The sequence below is a fragment of the Nocardioides sp. LMS-CY genome (assembly GCF_018732145.1).
In the GTDB taxonomy this organism is placed as follows: domain Bacteria; phylum Actinomycetota; class Actinomycetes; order Propionibacteriales; family Nocardioidaceae; genus Nocardioides; species Nocardioides soli.
In genome coordinates, this window is the sequence record NZ_CP076104.1 from 4,436,966 (window position 1) to 4,455,868 (window position 18,903).

At 71.1% G+C, this 18,903-nt stretch carries 18 protein-coding genes and 1 tRNA gene; 1 reads left to right on the forward strand and 18 read right to left on the reverse strand.

The window, feature by feature from the left end; translation table 11 throughout:
- Positions 1–115 precede the first annotated feature (115 nt).
- Complete coding sequence (locus KM427_RS21020) at positions 116–1,003, reverse strand: Bax inhibitor-1/YccA family protein (RefSeq protein ID WP_215525191.1); 888 nt, start codon at positions 1,001–1,003, stop codon at positions 116–118.
- A 120-nt stretch (positions 1,004–1,123) separates the two neighbouring features.
- Positions 1,124–3,121 (reverse strand): glycosyl hydrolase family 18 protein, encoded by a 1,998-nt coding sequence (locus KM427_RS21025; protein ID WP_215525192.1) that lies wholly within the window; start codon positions 3,119–3,121, stop codon positions 1,124–1,126.
- 91 nt (positions 3,122–3,212) lie between these two features.
- Between KM427_RS21025 and KM427_RS21030 the strand changes: the two genes are divergently transcribed.
- Entirely contained in the window at positions 3,213–4,295 is a 1,083-nt protein-coding gene (locus tag KM427_RS21030) for a hypothetical protein (RefSeq protein WP_215525193.1), read from the forward strand.
- A 23-nt stretch (positions 4,296–4,318) separates the two neighbouring features.
- Here KM427_RS21030 and KM427_RS21035 read toward each other — a convergent pair whose 3' ends face one another.
- The 16 genes from KM427_RS21035 to KM427_RS21110 form a co-directional block, all read right to left on the reverse strand.
- The gene (locus KM427_RS21035; protein WP_215525194.1) at positions 4,319–4,939 is read right to left on the reverse strand and encodes an eCIS core domain-containing protein; all 621 of its coding nucleotides are present in this window, start codon (positions 4,937–4,939) and stop codon (positions 4,319–4,321) included.
- Between the two features lie 26 nt (positions 4,940–4,965).
- Positions 4,966–6,906, reverse strand: coding sequence for an ATP-binding protein (locus KM427_RS21040; RefSeq protein WP_215525195.1), 1,941 nt, complete (start codon positions 6,904–6,906; stop codon positions 4,966–4,968).
- Complete coding sequence (locus KM427_RS21045; protein ID WP_215525196.1) at positions 6,903–8,837, reverse strand: hypothetical protein; 1,935 nt, start codon at positions 8,835–8,837, stop codon at positions 6,903–6,905. Before KM427_RS21045 ends, KM427_RS21040 begins: the two co-directional genes overlap by 4 nt.
- A 34-nt stretch (positions 8,838–8,871) precedes the next feature.
- Complete coding sequence (locus KM427_RS21050; RefSeq protein WP_215525197.1) at positions 8,872–9,342, reverse strand: type III secretion system chaperone family protein; 471 nt, start codon at positions 9,340–9,342, stop codon at positions 8,872–8,874.
- Entirely contained in the window at positions 9,339–10,094 is a 756-nt protein-coding gene (locus tag KM427_RS21055; RefSeq protein WP_215525198.1) for a nucleoside phosphorylase, read from the reverse strand. The genes KM427_RS21050 and KM427_RS21055 overlap by 4 nt, the downstream gene beginning before the upstream one ends.
- A 133-nt stretch (positions 10,095–10,227) precedes the next feature.
- Positions 10,228–11,055, reverse strand: a complete 828-nt coding sequence (locus KM427_RS21060; RefSeq protein WP_215525199.1) for an AIR synthase related protein — start codon at positions 11,053–11,055, stop codon at positions 10,228–10,230.
- A 14-nt stretch (positions 11,056–11,069) separates the two neighbouring features.
- Positions 11,070–11,897 carry a carbohydrate ABC transporter permease gene (locus tag KM427_RS21065; RefSeq protein ID WP_215525200.1) on the reverse strand — a complete coding sequence of 276 codons (828 nt, stop codon included), beginning with the start codon at positions 11,895–11,897 and terminating at the stop codon, positions 11,070–11,072.
- A complete protein-coding gene (locus KM427_RS21070) occupies positions 11,894–12,838 on the reverse strand; it encodes a carbohydrate ABC transporter permease (protein WP_215525201.1) in 945 nt (314 codons plus the stop codon). Before KM427_RS21070 ends, KM427_RS21065 begins: the two co-directional genes overlap by 4 nt.
- Position 12,839: 1 nt before the next feature.
- Entirely contained in the window at positions 12,840–14,237 is a 1,398-nt protein-coding gene (locus tag KM427_RS21075; protein ID WP_215525202.1) for an extracellular solute-binding protein, read from the reverse strand.
- Positions 14,238–14,273: 36 nt separating this feature from the next.
- The gene (locus KM427_RS21080; RefSeq protein WP_215525203.1) at positions 14,274–15,146 is read right to left on the reverse strand and encodes an eIF2B alpha/beta/delta subunit family protein; all 873 of its coding nucleotides are present in this window, start codon (positions 15,144–15,146) and stop codon (positions 14,274–14,276) included.
- Positions 15,146–15,913, reverse strand: a complete 768-nt coding sequence (locus KM427_RS21085; RefSeq protein ID WP_183591756.1) for a GntR family transcriptional regulator — start codon at positions 15,911–15,913, stop codon at positions 15,146–15,148. The genes KM427_RS21080 and KM427_RS21085 overlap by 1 nt, the downstream gene beginning before the upstream one ends.
- Positions 15,914–16,033: 120 nt before the next feature.
- Positions 16,034–16,107 (reverse strand) — tRNA-Leu (locus KM427_RS21090).
- Between the two features lie 75 nt (positions 16,108–16,182).
- The gene (locus KM427_RS21095; protein WP_215525204.1) at positions 16,183–16,989 is read right to left on the reverse strand and encodes a uracil-DNA glycosylase; all 807 of its coding nucleotides are present in this window, start codon (positions 16,987–16,989) and stop codon (positions 16,183–16,185) included.
- Between the two features lie 19 nt (positions 16,990–17,008).
- Positions 17,009–17,224, reverse strand: a complete 216-nt coding sequence (locus KM427_RS21100) for a hypothetical protein (RefSeq protein ID WP_183592293.1) — start codon at positions 17,222–17,224, stop codon at positions 17,009–17,011.
- Positions 17,225–17,348: 124 nt separating this feature from the next.
- Positions 17,349–18,257 carry a Ppx/GppA phosphatase family protein gene (locus KM427_RS21105; RefSeq protein WP_286674219.1) on the reverse strand — a complete coding sequence of 303 codons (909 nt, stop codon included), beginning with the start codon at positions 18,255–18,257 and terminating at the stop codon, positions 17,349–17,351.
- A gap of 31 nt (positions 18,258–18,288) precedes the next feature.
- A complete protein-coding gene (locus KM427_RS21110; protein ID WP_183592250.1) occupies positions 18,289–18,792 on the reverse strand; it encodes a DUF501 domain-containing protein in 504 nt (167 codons plus the stop codon).
- Positions 18,793–18,903: the final 111 nt, after the last annotated feature.

Genomic DNA, 18,903 nt, shown 5'->3' on the forward strand with positions numbered 1-18,903 from the left:
GCGGCTTCTGGCTGCTGACAGCCGAAACCCGCACGACACGCCGACACGACCAGCGACCGCCCGAAATGACGAACGGGCCCCGGATCGATCCGGGGCCCGTTCGTACGTGCGGACGTCAGTCCTGGCTGAAGAACGCCAGGATGCGCAGCAGGTTGGTGTAGATCCAGACCAGGCTGACGGTGAGCGCGAAGGCGGCCCGCCACGACTCCCGCTCCGGGATGCCGTTGGCGACGCCCTGCTCCACGAAGTCGAAGTCGAGGATCAGCATGAAGATACCGAGCGCGAGGCCGGCGAAGGCGGTGAGCATGCCGAGGCCGCTGACGCCGAAGAGGCCGAGCTCGGCGCTGAACATGCTCAGCACCAGCTCCATCAGGCTCAGGCCGATCATGCCGAACACCGCGGCGATCACGAACATGCGGAACTTCGCGCCGACCTTGATCTCGAAGAACTTGTACGCCGCGAGGGTGCCCGCGAAGGCCGCGAAGGTGCCGAGCACGGCGCCCATCACGACGCCGTCGCCGAACTGCGCGTCGAAGAACTTCGAGAGCGCACCGAGGGCGATGCCCTCGAGCGCGGCGAAGGCCAGCACCAGGGCCGGGCTGATCACGCGCTTGAAGGAGTTGACCATCGACAGCACGAACGCGCCGAGGGAGCCGATCGTCATCAGCGCGATCAGCCCGCCGAGCTGGCCGTTCTCCACGGTCGCGCTGGTGATCGGGGGAGTGAGAACCCAGGTGGCGAACGCCGTCACGATGACCACGGCCAGCGAGATCGCGGTCTTCTGGACCACCGAGTCGACGGTCATCGGGCCGCCGGTGGCGACCGGGGCGGGCGCGTGGCCCGGCTGGCCGGGCTCGCCCGTGCTCCAGGAGGCCGGATCGGTGTAGCCGGTCTGGCCGTAGCCCTGGTGACCGGCGCCGTTGCCGGCGTAGGTCTGGTTGCCATAGGCGTTGGAGGCGTTGAACTCCTCCGAACGGCGGAACACCGGGTTGTTGCTCTGCATTGGTCTCTCCTCGAGGCCGGGGGCGTCGTCGCTCTGACGGGTCACCTCAACAAGCCCATTCTAGGTGGACTCACCGGGTTGAACGCCCGCGCCTGCGAGATCGTTCCCGACGACGAGCACTCAGTCGACCCGGAGATCTCCGAGGAACGAGCTCTTGACCGCATCCAGCAGCGGGTTGGTCCCGGTGCGCGGCAGCCACCCGTAGTTGAGCGTCCAGATGATCGTGCCGCCGACGCCGGTCTCGCGCACCCAGTCGCCCTTGGCGGCGATCGACCGCTCGTCCTCGTAGCTGAGGAAGCCGGCGGGGTTGCGCGCCGGCAGGCCGCCCTCGGGCTCCGGAACGAAGCCGCCGTCGCCGTACACCCGGTAGGTCGACTGCGCCTCCTCGTCCCAGCGTTGTTCGCCGTGGGAGAGGTAGCCCATCCGGTCCAGCTCGGAGTACGCGAGCGCGGCGTCCTGGATCTCGTAGATGTCGTTGCCGTCGGTGGGCTGGCGCGGACCGGTGATCGACGGGCCGAAGTAGACGCCGTAGAAGCCGATGCCGATGCCGATCCGGTCGCGGGGGACGCCGGTGCGCACGTACGCGTCGACGCTGGAGGAGATGTCGACCGGATTCTGCCCGCCGGCCCCGAAGAGCGCGCCGGAGAACCACGACAGCCAGCCGCCGCCGTTGTACGTCGTGCCGATGCCGTAGGACATCAGGTTGTACTGGTCGACGGCGTTGGCCACGTCGGCCTGCCACTGCTCGACCTTGTCGCCCTCCTGGAGCTCGTTGATCTTCACGGCGTAGCCGGGGAAGGTGATCAGCCCCGGGGCGTCGGCGTACCGGCCGCGGGTGGCCATCTCCGCGCGCAGGTCCGCGATCAGCGCCATCAGCCGCCGGCGTGCCTCGGCCGCGGGCACCGGCTCCTCCCCCTCCTCCTCGCCGCAGCCGGCCTCGCCGGAGAGGCAGTTCTCCCAGTCCAGGTCGACGCCGTCGTAGTCGTGCTCGACCAGGTAGTCGACGATGTTCTCCACGAACTCCGCGCGCCGGTCGTCGGTGGTCGAGAGCATGAAGCCCCGGCCGTCGAAGCCGTCACCGCCCAGCATCAGGAGGGCCGAGGTGCCGGCGGCGTGCGCCTTGTCGATCAGGTAGTCCTCGATGCTGCGGCCGCTGCCGTCGGGGGCGCCGCCGGGCTCCTGCGCCGACCACGCGCCCTGCTCGAGCTCGGTCGGCTCGCCGCCGAGCGAGCCGCCGCCCGGGGCCACCCGGCCGAAGACGAAGTGCGTCATCGCCGTCATGTCGACGTCCTCGGGCGGGTAGAGCCAGTTCCAGAACCACGCCGCGTAGTAGCCGGTCACCCACGGCCGGCGCTGGGTGCCGGGATCGGTGCCCGGATCGGTGCCGGGGTCCGTGCCCGGATCGGTGCCCGGGCCGGGCTTCGGCTCCGGGGCGGACGGGGCGGACGGGGCGCGGGTCACCGTGACCGGTGCCGTCGCGACGGCGCGCGCACCGCGCCAGGCCGCGGCGACCAGCCGGTACGACGCGGTGCCGGTCGGCCGGGCCGTGAGGGCGACCGCGCCGCCGGCGTTCTGGGTGCCGCGCGCGACCGTCGTCCAGCGGTCGCCCTCGCGGATCTCGAGCCGGACCGGCCGTCCGGCGCGGGCCGGGGTGAACGTGGCCCGGACCGCCACGGCCGCACCGGTCGCGGCGGTCATCGGCGCGGACGCCGCGCCGCGCTGGCCGACCAGCCGCACGGGGACGCGGCGTGAAGTCCAGGCCGGGAGCCGCTCTCTCCCGGCCTGGACGCTGGGGGCGACGACTCGGAACCTCGCCGCACGGGCGCGCGCCGCGAAGGCGTAGCGACCCAACCGGTCGGTGCGCGACCGCTCGACCACTCGCCAGCGACTCCCGTCTCGACGCTGCAGCACGACCGGTCGGCGTACCTTCCGCGGCGTCGTGCCGCCGATCCGCACGGTCTCGCCCGCGATCGCCTCGACCCCGCCGCCCGCGGCGGTCGGCGGCGGCGTCGGCGATGGACCGGCCGACGCGCGGGTCGCGAACACGCCCGCCGCGAGGAGGACGAGCGCGAGGATGAGCAGCGCCACGACGACGTGGCGGCTGGCGGAGCGGGACATCGGGTTCCTTTCGTCGCCGGTCAGTCTCGCCGTCGGCGTGTCCCGGACATCAGGTCGCCGGGTCCCGGATGTTCAGGACAGAATCAGGCCCATGGAAGAGGTCGTCTTTGCCCTCGTGGTCGCGGGGCGGTTCCTGCTGCCGCTGCTGATCCCGTACTTCCCGCTGCCGGCGATCATCGCGTGCCTGGTGCTCGACGCGGCGGATCAGACGATCTTCCAGGCGTTCGGGTACGACCCGCCGGGCTACCAGAACTACGACAAGGCGATGGACATCTTCTACCTGTCCATCGCCTACCTCGCAGCGATGCGCAACTGGGACAACCTCGGCGCGTTCGCGGTCGCCCGGTTCCTCTACTACTACCGACTGGCGGGCGCCTTCCTCTTCGAGGTCAGTCATGAGCGCTGGGTGCTGCTGGCCTTCCCCAACACATTCGAGTACTTCTTCATCGCCTACGAGCTGTGGCGCACCCGCTGGCGCACCCGGCCGATCGCGGAGCGCACCTGGATCCTGGTCGCGGCGTTCATCTGGATCTTCATCAAGCTGCCGCAGGAGTACTGGCTGCACATCGCCGAGCTCGACGTGACCGACACGCTGCAGGACTACTGGTGGGCCTGGCCGCTGCTGATCCTGCTGCTGGTGCTGCTGGCGGCGATCCTGTGGTTCGTCGTCCGTCCGCGGCTGCCGCGCCCCGACCACCGCTTCCGCGTGGTGGCCGATCCGGTGCCCGACGCCGTCGACACCAGCGCGAAGCTCTCCGCGATCCACATCGCAGGCGGCTGGGTGGTCTCCTGGATGACCCTCGAGAAGGTCGTGCTGGTCGGCGTGGTCTCGGTGATCTACGGCCTGTTCCTGCCGACGGTGCGGATGTCGACGCTGGAGCTCTTCTTCGCGATCGGCACGCTGGTCGCGCTCAACGCCGTGATCACGCTGCTCTTCTCCCGGCGTCGCTGGACGATCGAGTCCGCGGCCCTGGCCGTGGTCGTGCGCATCTTCGTGAACGTCGTGCTCGTCACCGTCGGCGAGGCGATCCTCAACCGCACGTCGAACGGCTGGACGACGTTCTTCTTCCTCTGCCTGATCAGCCTGATCACGACGCTGCACGACCGCTACCAGCCCGTCTACGCCTACCGGCGCAGCCGCGAGCTGGACCTGCGCGATTCCTCGTCGGTCTAGACCGCGAGGTCGCCGGGCCGGGCTCAGCTCTGCTGGATGGTGTGGGTGAGCTCGTGGGCCATCAGCGAGCGGTCGTCGGTGCTCTGCCCCTTCCCGAGGAAGATGTGCGAGCCGACGGTGAAGGCGCGAGCCGACATCGAGCTGGCGAGGGCGGCGGCCGTGCCGTCGGTGTGCACCTTGACCCCACCGAAGTCGGCGCCGAACGCCCCCTCCATCTCGGTCCTGGTCCGTTCGGGCAGCGCGCTCCCACCGCTGCGGGTCGCGGCCGTGAGGTCCCGCTCGTCGGCCTCGTCGAGGGCGCCGCCCTCCGCCCCGACCTTGCGGCGTACGGCGTCGGGGCCGTCGCTGCCGCTGTCATGGGCGCAGGCCGAGCCGCACGCCGACGAGTGGCCGCCGCCGAGCGCGGAGACCACGCGGGCCGCGACCCGGTCGGCCTCGAGCTCGGCGGGGTCGGCGGAGTGGCCGACCGTCAGCTTCGGCTGGGCCCGGGCCAGCAGGTGGCCCAGGCCACGGTTGCCGATGCCCTGCTGGAGACTCAGCAGCGGGTTGGCCTCCTCCCGCTCCGGCTCGGCGGCCTCCGGCTGCTCCCGCACGGGCACCGCGCTCTCGCGCTCCTCGCGTGCCGCCCGATCGCTCTCTCGCATGACTCTCTCCCTCCGTCCGCGGGCCGTCAGCTCGCGTGGAACTCGCTGAACTCGTCGTCGCGCAGGTAGCGCCCGCCCTTGTGTAGCTCGCGGCGCACCGCCTCGACGAGGACCTTCGGGGTCATCGACGTGTCCGCGTCGGCGGCGAGGAACGCTGCCGTCAGCGCGGCGTTGCGGATCGAGCCGCCCGACATCTCGAAGCGGGCGGCGAACCGCCCGAGGTCGAGCCCGTCGGTGGGCATCGCCGGCGGGATGCACCGCTGCCAGATGCGCAGCCGCTCGGACTCGTCGGGCATCGGGAAGTCCACGAAGACGTGGATGCGGCGCAGGAACGCCGGGTCGAGGTTCTTGGCCATGTTGGTGGCGAGCACCACGACGCCCCGGTGTCGCTCGATGCGCTGGAGCAGGTAGGCGACCTCGACGTTCGCGTAGCGGTCGTGCGAGCTGGAGACCTCCGACCGCTTGCCGAGCACGGCGTCGGCCTCGTCGAAGAAGAGCACGACGGGGCTGGACTCCGCCGCCGTGAAGACCCCCTCGAGGTTCTTCTCGGTCTCGCCGATGTACTTGCTGATCAGCTGGGAGAGGTCGACGGTGCACAGGTCCTGACCCAGCTCGCCGGCGATGATCTCGGCCGACAGGGTCTTGCCGGTGCCCGACTCCCCGGCGAAGAGGGCGAGGACGCCGGCGGAGGACTTGTCCACGAACCCCCACTCGTCGAAGACCCGGTGCCGGTGCTGGTGGCGGACCGCGATCTCGCGGACCAGGCCCAGCTTGTCCTCGCGCAGCACCAGGTCGTCCCAGCCGCGCCGGGGCGTGGTCCGCCGGGCGACCCGGTCGATCTCCCCGGCGGCCAAGAGGCGCACCGCCGCGGCCACATCGCCGCCGACCGCGTCGGCCGCCGCGCCCGCGTGGGCGAGCTGCTCGGCGGTCAGCGAGCCCGCATGGTGGATCGCGTCGGGCCCGAGCGCCGCCTCGATCTCCGCGATCGTCGCCTGGGGCGGCCGGGGGCGCACGGAGACCCAGCGCTGCCGGGGCAGCGTGTCGAGGGCCGGCTCGACCTCGCTGCTGATCGCCCAGCGCAGGTGGCCGGCACGAGTGATGCGCTGCCGGGTCGCCGGCGTCAGGCCGGTCTCGTCCGGCTCGAGGACGATCGGGTCCCCGTCGAGGGTCGCCTGGCGCACGAGGGCGCTCCACTGCTGGTCGTCGGCCGGCAGCGGCGTGACGAGCAGCCGCTCCGCGGCGTACCGCTCGGCCACCGCCTGGCGGCGCCGGATCCGGTCGGGCCCGGAGACGATCACCAGGCCCTCGACGACCTCGGGCGTCCGCGCGGCGCCCGGCTCGCTCGACTCCCACCGGTCCGCGCCCGTGGGCAGCGCGGGGTCGTCGCTCGGGTGGCCGGCCAGCCGCCAGCACACCAGCGGGGCGAGCTGCACCGGTGTGCGGGCCCACGGCTGGCCGCTCTCGACGGTGACCAGCTCCGAGCGGCGCAAGGCGCCGTCGGGGCGCAGCACCGCCCAGGCCTCGCCGTCCATGAAGAGCTGGCTGAGGGAGTACGGCGTGAGGAACCGTTGCGTGACGTCGTCGTTGAGGAACGACACCAGCCGCTGGCGCCGCGGGTCGAGCTCCACGGCGGAAAGGACGGCGAGCACCTCCGCCTCCTCGCGGCTGAGCATCGCGCCGCGGACCAGGCCGGCGAAGACGGCGTCCCGGTGGAACGACTCCCGGACCGCCACGATCGAGGTGCTGGTCCGCTCCAGGATCGCCTCGACGGCGCCGTCGTCGCCGAACGACCGGCCCGGCAGGTCGGCGACCGCGCGGAGCAGGTCGTCGTCGTCGATGTGCAGCCCCGCCAGCGGCGAGGGCAGGCGGTCGAAGGCGATCCGCGCCACGAGTGCGGCCCGGTGCAGCAGTGCGTCGGCGAAGACCGCCCAGGCGGGCGCGGTCGTCGGGGGCTTGAGGGCGGTCATGTCCGGTTCCCGCCTTCCTTGGCCTTGTCGATCTCGGCTCGCTTGTACATCGCCTGGATGTTGTCGTATTTCTCGTCCTTCACGTTGGCGGACTCGGTGCCGCGCAGGTAGGCCTTGAGCTTGCCCTGGAGCTCCGAGGTGAAGTCGAGCCACTCGCCCCGCTCGATGCCCTCGTCGAGGCCCGGCCACTTGCCCTCGTCCTTGTTGAGGTTGATCTCCGTGACGCAGCTGATCGGGATCTTGTCCATCAGCACCTCGCGGTTCTTGCGCGCGCTGTAGATGTACTCATCCAGCTCCTGGGGGGCCGAGCGCTTGACGTGCGACCTCTTGAGGACCTCACCAGAGTTCCCGTCGAGGATGAGCTTCCTGTCGGCTTCCTCGAAGGAACTCAGTTCTTCCTCCGCGGGCAGGAGCTCGTCGGCGTACTGAGCGAGTTTCTTGTCCTTCCTCCACTCGATCGCCATGCTGGCTCGCTTGCAGAGCTTCTCGATGTCCTTCGGTTGGTAGACCCGGTCCCACGCGATCTTGTGCTGGTTCGACTCGTCGGCGTGCTGGTTGACGATCTTGATGCCCAGCTTCTGCGCCTTGGCGAGGTCGACCTTCACGATGCCCTGGTTCTCGGCGCCCGTGTCGAACCGCTCGCCCTTGTTGGCCCGGATCACCTTCTTCCGCTTGCCGGTGGGGTCGATCTGGGCGCTGGCGGTGGAGAGGAAAGGCTGGTTCGGCCCGGAGCCGTTCCGCACCTGCATGCTGGCCCGCTCGTTCAGGCCCATCCGCGACTTCGGGCCGCGCGCTTCGGCGTATCCGAGGGCGAACTGGTATCCGGTCCGCTTTCCCGGAGAGGATCGAACCTCGGGAGCGCCGGACCGAACCGTGCGATGTGGCTTGGGGACACCCTGCAGGTGACGCCAGTACCTCGTCGTGAACTCTGAGTCGTCGACCTCACCGGGCGGGACGTGGGCGGCCGCCTCGCGGAGGTCGAAAGTCTCGCTGTGGCCATCGAATGTGTCCCCGGTGTAGCGGGGCAGCTGCGCATCGAGCCGCGTCGTCTTCGCCTCATCCACGTAGGCCGGCTCGACGTCGGTCTCGCCGCCACTCTGCTTGGGCTTCAGGTTGAGGCCGAACATCGCGGCCACGTGCCAGATGGTGATCGCGCGGGTGACGAAGCGGCGGGTGTGCACGCCGTTGTCGTCCTTGACGAACTGCTTGGGCTTCACCGTGGGGCTGTAGCCGCGCTTGGTGAAGACGTTATCCGCCTGGTCCTGCCGATCTGCGTCGGGCTCCGCGTTGAAGCGCTCGTTGTCGAAGTAGACCGTGTAGATCGTCCTCTTCGAGTCGCTTACGATCTCGACCTTGCCGCTGGCCGGTTCGCCGACCAGGCTGATGCCCGGAAAGCCCGACAACGTGCCCTTCAACCGGTCCCAGCGCCAGCCGGCGTCTGCCTCCACCCTGTCGTGGTAGTCCGCCAACGTCTTCTTGTGCTCTCCAACGGTGGCCTCTTCGTTCCGCGCCTGACGGAGTTTGACGATCTCCGGCGGGACACCCGTGCGGCTGCCTTCTGCGCGAATTCGGAGGCTTCGTGACTTGGAGATCGTGTCGTCGGTCTCGATACGAGCCTCCTTGATGAATTCGAGGCTGTCTTTGCGACCTTGCTTGATCCGCCGATGGCTCTCGATCAGCTCGGACACCTCGTCCGCCAAGCTCTCGTCCTCCCCCAACTCCTTCCCACGCTCGAACGCCAGCTTGTCGCCGGCGCGCCGGATCACGGCCGGGGACCGCTGCACGATCTGGCCGGTGATGCTGTTGCCCACGCCCTGCTGGAGGTTCAGGACCTGCTGCTGACCCGACGTGGCCTCGCTGCGCGGCTCGGGCTGGACTCGGCGGTGCCCGTCGTCCCCGCCGGGGGTACGTGCGGCGCTGTGTCTGTGCATGAGATCTCCCGAACCTCGTGGTCAGCTGGTGGGGTCAGTCGGCGCCTTCGGCGTCGGCGATGCAGGACTCGAACGGTCGTCCCTGCGCGGCCTCGAGCAGGCCGGACAGGTAGGCGTCGACGGTGGCGACGTTGGCGTCGACGAGGTTGCGGACGATGGCGGTGCTGGGCGGTACGTCGCGCAGCTCGACGCTGGTGCGGTAGCGCACCTCGCCGTACCGCGGGCCGGCGGCGAGGTCGACCTCGAAGCTTCCGATCGAGAGCCCGAAGTTGGCGGCGGTCAGGTAGGAGCTCACGTTGCGCGCCCACTCGGGCGAGACCTCGACGGGGAGGATCGAGTAGACGATCAGCACCTCGGTGTCCGGTGGCATGAAGAAGACCACCGGCCACTCCCCCGTCTGCCCGGCGAGGTTGAGGCCGATGAACGTGTCGTGCTCGTCGTAGTCCCACGACTGCCCGTCGAGGTAGTCGAGCACGGCCTGGCGGACCGGGTCCACGATCGTCACCTCCCGATCAGCTCGGTCATCGCCGAGACGGCGGTGTCGATGAGTACGTCGAGCGGCGGCTCGAGCGGCGCGACCTCGGGCCGGCCGCCGTGGAGCGGATGGATGGTGACGATCGCGCCGGCGCGCACCCCGAGGACGGAGGCGACGATGAACAGCGCGGCCGCCTCCATCTCCGAGCAGATCGCACCGCCGCGGGTCCACGCCTCCCAGCGCTCGGCCAGCCGCGCGGCAACCGGCATCCGGTCCCGCTCGTGCTGGCCGAAGTAGGAGTCCTTCGACTGGGCGACGCCCACCCGCACCGGCAGACCGGAGCGCTCTGCGGCCCAGCGGAGGGCGGCGACGACGTCGGGATGCGCGACCGCGGGGAACTCGACGGGCAGGTAGTGCAGCGTCGTGCCCTCGTCGCGGATGGCGGCCTGCACCACGCCGAGCGTCTCGGTGGTGATGTCGGGCTGGATCGCACCCGACGTCCCGACCCGGATGAACGTGTGGGCGCCCACCTTGGCCAGCTCCTCCATCGCGATCGCGGCCGAGGGGCCGCCGATGCCCGTGGAGGTCACCGAGACCGACTCGCCGGCCAGGCACCCGGTCCAGGTCACGAACTCCCGGTTGCTCCCGACCAGGCGGGCGTCGTCGAACCGGCTCGCGATCAGCTCGGTGCGCGCCGGGTCGCCGGGCAGGAACACGAAGCCGCCGACGTCACCGGGGGCGACGTGGAGATGCGGCTGCCGGCCCGGGCCGCCGGCCGTCACGTCGACACCCCCATGCTGCCGACGAGACGGCCGACCACCCTGCCCGTGACGCAGGCGGTCGCCGCCACCGTCGTCCCCCCGGGACGGTGATGCGTGGCGGCGACCGCCGGGTCTGGTACGAGTGGCGGCTGCATCACACCACTCCCATCGGGTCGTCGGGGCCGGCCCTGAGGTGCGCGACCACCTCGACCGGGAGCGACGTCGCCGTCCGCACCCGCTCGATCGCCTCCTCCGGGAGGCTGGCCAGCACGCAGGTGCTCGCACCCGCCGAGGCGTCCAGGTCGATCGACGCCTCCCGCCGCAGCGTCGCGGACAGGCCTACCGTCGCGGCGAGCTCGCCGACCTCGTACGCGACGCCCTTGCTGCCGACCGGCAGCAGCTCGTGGACCTCGGTCTCGAGCAGGGCGAGTACGTCGCGCGGGGCGGCGACGTCGGCGTCACCCTCGCGGTAGGGCACCCGGACGCCGTCCCGCGGCCGGCCGATGCACACGACGGCGTCGCCCGGACGGCTCGAGCCGAGCCGCATCTGCGCCACCGGCGCCCGCCCCACGACCGTCACCCCCACCCCGGTCTGCGAGGTCTCCATGTTGGTCTCGTCGCTCCCCCCGATCGGCGCGTCGCTGCCGATCTCCTCGAGCGCCCGCACGATGCCGGCGAGCACCCGCGACCCGTAGTCGTCGAGCGGCCCGCACAGGGTGTTCGTGACCAGGAACGGCCGGGCTCCGGTGGCGAGCACCTCCATCAGCGCCACCTTCGACGCGTTGTAGCCCGCCTCCTCGGGCGGGCGCTGGAGGAAGTCGTGCGGCAGCTCGCCGACGGACGCGTTGGAGTCGCACGCGACGACGTACAGCAGGCCGCCGTCGCCCCAGATCGTGAGGTCGCGGACCTGGCGGAGCCCGATGGGGTCCGGGCCCAGCACCAGTCGCCCCGGGACGGGCGGCACGCGGCGGGGGTTGCGCACAGGCTGACCATGACTCATTTGACGGCTCCGTCGAGAAGGCCGCGGAAGAAGGTCCGCTGGGTGAGGACGTAGAGGAGGACGGCCGGGACCGCCACGATGAGCGAGGCCGCGGCGAGCGACGGCACGTCGGTGAGGTGCTGGCCCTGGAAGGACGCCAGCCCGAGCGCGACCGTCGGCGTGCTGCTGGCGCCACCCAGGATCAGGGGGACGAGGTACTCGTTCCAGGACGACAGGAAGGTCAGCATCATCAGCGTGATCACGGCCGGTCGCGAGACCGGCAGGTAGATCGACCACAGGATGCGCAGCGAGCTCGCCCCGTCGAGCCGGGCGGCCTCGAGCAGCGTCGACGGGATCGACCGGAAGAACGACGTCATCCAGAAGACGCCGAAGCCCAGGTAGAGGCCGGCCTCGGCCAGGATCAGGCTGCGATAGCCGCCCAGCAGTCCCAGCTCCTGGAACTGGAAGTACATCGGGATCACGAGAGCGACGTACGGCGTGACGATGCCGGCCATGAAGACGTAGAGCAGCACCCGGTGACCGCGGAAGGGCAGCACGGCGAGCGCGAAGCCGGCGAGCACCGAGCAGGCCGTCACGATCGCCACCACCGCCGCCCCGACGATCAGCGTGGTGCGGAAGGCCGCGGAGAAGCCGCCGTTCTCCCAGGCCGTGGTGAACGTGCCCCAGTGCAGCTCGTCGGGCACCGAGAAGCCGTCGACCGGCGTGCCGGGCGGGAAGAACGCCGTCAGGCCGACCACGACCAGCGGAGCCAGCGTGATGAACGACCCGAGCAGCAGCACGCCGTACGTGAGGCCGTTCCGGGTCAGCTTGGCGGGGGTCATCATGCGTCCTCCGATCGGCGGGCGAGGACGGCGGCCAGCCCCACCATCACGAAGAACACCACGATCGCGAGCGCGGAGGCCATGCCGAGCTGGCTGCGCACGAACGCCCGGGTGTAGATCGCCGTCGAGATGACCTGGGTGGAGTCGCCCGGCCCGCCCTGGGTGGTGACCCAGATCAGGCCGAAGTTGTTGAGCGAGACCGCGGCGGAGAGCACCAGGCAGACCACGATCACGTTGCGCAGGCCCGGGACGGTCACGTGGAAGAACTGCCGGATCGGCCCGGCGCCGTCGACCGCGGCCGCGTCGTACAGCTGCGGGTCGAGCGTCTGCGCGCCGGCGAGCAGCAGCACCATGCACAGCCCCGACATCAGCCAGGTGCCGATCGCGCCCTCGGACGGCAGCGCCCAGGTGAAGTCGCCCAGCCACGAGCGGGTCACGCCGCCGAGGCCGACACCGCGCAGGGCGACGTTGAGCGGGCCGTCGGCGGCCAGGATCCACTGCCAGGCGACGCCGACGACGACGATCGACAGCACCTGCGGGAGGAACAGCAGGGTACGCCACATCGGCGCCATCCAGAGCCGCTGTCGCGCGATCACCGCGGCGAACACGAGGCCGATCGAGATCGGGAAGACCGAGTAGAAGACCAGCAGGAAGAGCGAGTGCCCGAGGGCGGCGCGGATGCCCGGGTCGGTGAACACCGACGCGTAGTTGTCCAGGCCGACGGGCTTGGCCGCGGTGATGCCGTCCCACTCGAAGAACGACACCCAGACGCCGTACACCATCGGCCCGATGATCGCGATCGCGAAGACGGCCAGCGCGGGCGCGACGTACGCCCAGCCGACCAGGTTGCGGCGCCACCGCGCCGGCCGGACGACCGCGCGTGCCGGCGCTGCTCCACGTACCGAGCCCCCCTCGGTCCGGTACGTGGAGCGCACCATGCTCATGTCAGCTGCCCGACCGCTCGTCCGCGAAGTCCGACGTGATCCCCTCGATCTGGGCCGTGAACTCCGCCGGGCTCAGCTTGCCCGCCGCGAGCTGCTGCAGGGCGGCCGGGAGCTGCTCGGTGAGCGTCGGCGCCGCCCAGTCGAGGAACGGCGTCGTACCGGCTCCGCCGTCCGACTCGATCGGCATGAGGATGGACAGCACCTGGCTGGTCAGGTCCGTGCCGTTGGCCACGCTGTCGGAGGTGAGCGCACCCGGGATGCCCCAGCCGCCGGTGTAGAGCTGGTCGGAGACCTCCTCGCTGGTGAAGTAGTCCAGGAACGCCGCGGCCACGTCGGGGTGCTCGGTCTTCGAGCTGATCGTCAGCGGGGTGGTCAGCCCGCCGCCCGCTGGCGCCGTGCCGCTGTCGCCGGTCAGCTGGAACCCTCCACCGTCGGCACCGAAGGTGCCGTCGACCGCCCCGGTCATCCAGGAGCCCGCGACGTAGTAGAGCGCCTTGCCGTTGAGGAACAGGCCCGCCGCATCGGAGGCGGTGGCGCCGGAGACGCCGTTCTGGAAGTACCCGGCCTGCTGCCAGTCCTGGATCGTCGCCGCGGCCTGCTGGCTCTCCGCGCTCTCGAACGACCCGCCTCGTCCGTAGATCCAGTCGTTGATCGGCTCCCCGTCGCCCGAGATCGCGTTCCAGATCGCCATGTAGAGGTGGGTGTAGATGTTGTCCTGCGCGATCGGCGTGACGCCTGCGGCCTTGGCCTTCTGGAGCGAGTCCTCGAAGGCCTCGAGGGTGGCCGGCGGCTCGGAGATGCCGGCCTGCTTCATCAGCTTGGCGTTGTAGAAGACCGTTATCATCGCGTTCTGCTCCGGCAGGCCGTAGAGCGGGCCGGCGCCCCACTGGTCGCCGTTGTCGGCGTCGAACCGGAACACGTCGAGGTTGCTGTCTGCACCGAAACGACCGGACCAGCCGTAGGCGTCAGCATAGTCATCGAGCGGCAGCAGCAGGCCCGATCGGGCGAACTGGTAGAACCCCTGCCCGTAGCCCGCGGTCTGGAGCATCATCACGTCCGGCGGGTTCGGCGAGGAGCCCTTGAGGTTGATCGACTGGCTGTAGCTGTCGTAGTCCGTGGTGTCCCGCTTGATCGTGACGTTCGGGTACTTGTCCTCGAAGCCGTCGAGGATCTTCCCGAACAGCTCGCCCGTGCCCGTCGTACCCCAGCCGTCGGAGATCGTGAGCGTGACCTCTTCGCTGGTGTCGAAGCCCGTCGACGCCGGTGGCGTGGTGGGCTTCGCCGAGTTCTCGGCCCCCTCCCCTGGCGAACAGGCCGCCAGCAGCAGGGCCGCCAGCGAGGTCGCGGCGAGCGCGAAGGACGCCCGCGGCAGGCGGGACGCGCGGTGTGGGTGTCGCATTGCTACTCCTAGCGGGATGAGTCCGAGATGGGTGAATCAGTGGGTGCGGGCGCCGACCTCCTGCGGACGGAGGACGCCGCGGTCGGTGAGGTAGGCGGTCACGAGATCGGCCGGGACACGCTCGAAGAACTGGTTGCGCACCTCGACCCGGCCGGAGGCCCACAGGTCCCAGTCGGCGGCCATCTCCGACGACGGCCGCTGCTCCATCGCCACGTCGTCCGGATCGCCGGGGTAGAGCTTCGAGACCTCAGTGGCGACGTAGTACGGCGTACCGGCGTGCCGGCAGGCCAGGGCCAGCGGCAGCGAGCCGATCTTGTTGGCGAACGAGCCGTCGACGAAGAGCGCGTCGCAGCCGACGATGACGAGGTCGGCGTCGGCCGCGGCCAGCGACACGGACGCGTCGCTGTAGGCGACGAACGACGCGTCGGTGTGCGCGAGCGCCGACGCGATCCGCCGCGACTCGCGGTAGGGCCGCGACTCGGTCAGCATCAGCGTGAGGTCGGGGGTGGTCTCCGCGGCCCGGCCGAGCAGGTGCAGCAGCGAGCCGCTGAACGAGTGGTAGAGCACCTTGCTGCCGGGCTTGATGAACGCCTCGGCGTGGTCGGCGATCCGCGCGATCGCCTGCTCCGACTCCACGATGAAGTCGCGCATCTGCCGCACCACGGACGCCCGCGGGTCGGGATCGGTCGCCGCCGCGAGCGCCATGGCGGCGACGGTCCGCATGCTCGTCATCGACGGCTTCGTCTCGACCAGCCAGGTCGCGGCATCGGTGACCACGGTCGGCACGTCGGCGCCGGGCTGGGTCTCGAGGCTGAGCAGGATCACCTCGGCGGCGGCACGCCCGTAGGCACTGCCGCCGGGCACGGTGTTCTCGGCGATCGCCGTGCGGAGCTCGGTCAGACGATCCATCACTTCTCCGTGTCCGGTCCGATGGCCTGGTCCATCTCGAGCGAGAACCGGCCGGGGTCGTAGAGACCGCGCGAGCTGTCGATCGGGTGGCCCTCGGGGTCGTAGGTGATCGAGCTGAGGCCCAGCAGCGGCGTACCGAAGGGCATCGCGAGCAGGTCGGCCTCCCCCTCGGAGGCGTACCGGATGCTCACCTGCCCGGACGCGTGCTGCTGCACGACGCCGTTCTTGGCCAGCACGCCGTAGAGCGACTCGCCCCGGTCGAAGATCTCGTCGTCGACCACCTCGCCGAGGTACTGCTGCGAGACCCAGGACTCCAGCAGGATGGCCGGCCGCGAGCGCACCGCGACCACGCGGAGCAGATGGAAGGCGGTCTCGTCCGGCCCGAGCCCCAGGTCGGCGGCCACCGCCGCCGGCGGCGTGCCGATCGACTGGTCGACGACCTCGACGGAGAAGGGCACACCGGCCCGGCGCAGACTGTCGGTGGAGCTGCTCATCAGCCGCAGCTCGTACTGCACCGGCCGCTCGATCACGAACGTGCCGCGCCCCTGGGTCCGCTCGACGTGCCCGGACAGCTCCAGCTGCTTCATCGCCACCCGCACCGGCGCCAGGCTCACCCCCATCGCCTCGGCGATCTGGCGCTCCGTGGGGAGTCGCGCCCCGGGCCCGTAGGTGCCGTCGTCGATCTTCTGGAGGAGCGCCCGGAGGATCTGATCCTGGAGGGAGACCCGCGAACCGCGGGTCACCTTGAGGTGCGACAGGTCTGACATGATTCGGACCTTATAAGATTATGTTCTTTCTGTCAGCCGAAACGTCGCGAGGATGTCATCGAACCGTGGGAGTGGACTGGACCGCGGCGTGCCGGGCGTCGAGTGCCGGACGCGGATGGGTGCCCCCGGTGAGAGTCGAACTCACAACTAGCCGCTTTTAAGGCGGCTTCCTCTGCCGGTTGGGATACGGGGGCCGCGCGGGACGTCATACGGACGGAGCAAGCGGATGCTCCGACCGTATGACGTCAGCCTGGCGTCACGGGGCGAGGCTAGCGGGCTCCGGCGAGGTCGGCGGCCCGGCCCAGGACGCCGTCGAGCATCGCCTCGGTGAGCCTCCCGGTGAACGTGTTCTGCTGGCTCGGGTGGTAGCAGCCGAGCAGGGTGATCTCGCGGCCGTCACCGACCAGGCGCGCCTCGGCGCCGTGGCCGAAGCGCGGCCTGGGCCGCACCACGTCCCAGCCGAGTGCGGCGTACGACCGCAGCGCGGCGTCCCAGCCGAAGCCGCCGAGCGCGACCACCACCTCGACGTGGTCGGCGAGCAGCCCGAGCTCGGCGACGATCCAGGGTGCGCAGGTGTCGCGCTCGGCGACGGTCGGCTTGTTCTGCGGGGGCGCGCAGCGGACGGTGGCGACCATCCGGGTGTCGATCAGCTCCTGGCCGTCGTCGGCATGGGTGCTGGTGGGCAGGCGGGCCAGGCCTACCCGGTGCAGGCTCGCGAACAGCCAGTCGCCGCTGCGGTCGCCGGTGAAGATCCGGCCGGTGCGGTTGGCGCCGTTCGCGGCGGGCGCGAGGCCGACGATCAGAATCCGTGCGGTGGGCGGCCCCCAGCCCGGGATCGGCCGGCCCCAGTAGGTCTCGTGGGCGTACGACGCGCGCTTGACGTCGGCGACCTGCTCGCGCCAGCGCACCAGCCGCGGGCAGGCACGACAGACCGAGACGCGGGCGTCGAGTTCGGCCAGCCCGTCGGGGCCGGCGGTGCTCGCCAGCCGGCGCACCCGGGCCGGGGTCCGCGCCACCGGCGTCTCGGCCGTCGCGGGGTCGCCGGGCCAGCCGGTGCCGGGCGGGACGTAGCTCACCCGGCCATCCTGCCGCACCTCAGAGGTGGGAGTTGACCCTCTCCCGCGCGGCCCCGGCGACGGCGCTGGCCTGGTGGCCGACGGCGTCCTGCGCCTTGCCGACGGCGTCCTGCACCCTCGGGTCGTGCGCGACCTTGCTGGCCCCGGACTTGATCTGCTCGTAGCGCTCCCGCCCGGCCCGCGAGCCGAGCACGTAGCCGATGGCCACTCCGATCAACAGGCTCGTCTTCTTCATACCCACCCCGTGCCCGCAGCGGGCCCGGCCAAACTCCCACGGAGCGATACCCAGTGACGGAACGGTCGTTCCCGGTGGCCCGGAACAACCAGAACGTCACTGGGTATCCCGCCGGCCGGGGCACTCAGACCAGCGACCAGGCGATCCCGTCGAGGATGTCGGACTCGGAGACGACCAGCGAGGTGACGGCGGAGCGGCGCAGCACCCGGTCGAGGATCAGTACGCCGGCGGCGATGACGTCGGCGCGGCCGGGATGCATCGAGGCGATGGCCAGGCGCTCGGCGACGGTCATCGCGAGCAGCCGGTCGGTGGTGGCGTGGACGTCGGCGACCGGCAGCACCTGCTGGTCGACGAGCTCCCGGTCGTACGCCGCGAGGTCGAGCACCACGGCGGCGAGCTGGGTGACGGTGCCGGCGACGCCGACCACCGTGGCGGCGTCGGCGGGGTCGACCGGGCAGGCGTCCAGGTGGGCGTCGATGTCGGCGACGCACGCGGCGATCTCGGCGGCGGTCGGCGGGTCGGAGCGCAGGTGCCGCTCGGTGAGCCGCACCGACCCGATGTCCATCGAGTCCGCGGCCTCCGGGCCGGTCGCGCCCAGGATCAGCTCGGTCGAGCCGCCGCCGATGTCCACGACCAGGACCGGCGTGTCCGGCCGGTCGCGCAGGTTGCGCACGGCACCGCCGAAGGACAGCGCGGCCTCGACCGCGCCGCTCACGACCTCGGGCTCGACGCCCAGGCGCTCGCGCACGCCGGCGACGAACACGTCGGCGTTGGCCGCGTCACGGCTGGCCGAGGTGGCCACGAAGCGCACCCGCTCGGGCGGTACGCCGTGCGCGCGGATCAGCTCGGCGTACTCGTCGATCGCGGCGAACGCCCGCGCCAGCGCCTCGTCGGCGATCCGGCCGGTGCGGTCGAGGTCCTGGCCGAGCCGCACCATCCGCATCTCGCGGACGTCGACGCTCAGCCCATCCGATGGGAGCATCGAGCCGATCAGCAGCTTGATGGTGTTGGTGCCGCAGTCGATGGCGGCCACCTGGTTTCGAGACGGGCGCAGAACGCCCTCCTCAACCACCGTCGACCACCACGCACGGCCCGGACTCCCACCAGTCGCCGAGCAGGTCGAGCACCTCGTCGCCGAGCGGGTTCACGCCCCTCCCCTGCGCCAGCGACTGGCCGGCGAGCACGTGCAGGCACTTCACCCGGTCGGGCATGCCGCCGGCGGAGATGCCCTCGATCTCGTCGACCTGCCCGAGCGTGGCGCGGTACTCCAGGTAGCGCTCGTGCGCGGCTCGGTACGCCGCGGCCAGCTCCGGGTCGCTTCCGAGCCGGTCCTGCATCTCCTTCATCAGGCCCGAGCCCTCGAGGGTGCCGATGCGCGAGGCGGCCCGCGGGCAGGTGAGGTAGAAGGTCGTCGGGAACGGCGTGCCGTTCGGCAGCCGCGGCTCCGTGGTCACCACGTCGGGGTTGCCGCACGGGCACCGGTGCCCGACCTCGTGGATGGCGCGGGGCTCGCGGCCGAGCTGGGCGGCGATCGCGGACTCGTCGGCGGGGTCGATCACGGGTCCTATCGTGCCAGCGGGGTTTCGAGACGGTTGCAGCGCAACCTCCTCAACCACCGTGGGGCCGGTGCGGCGCGACGTCCTCAACCACCGTGGGGCCGGTGCGGCGCGACGTCCTCA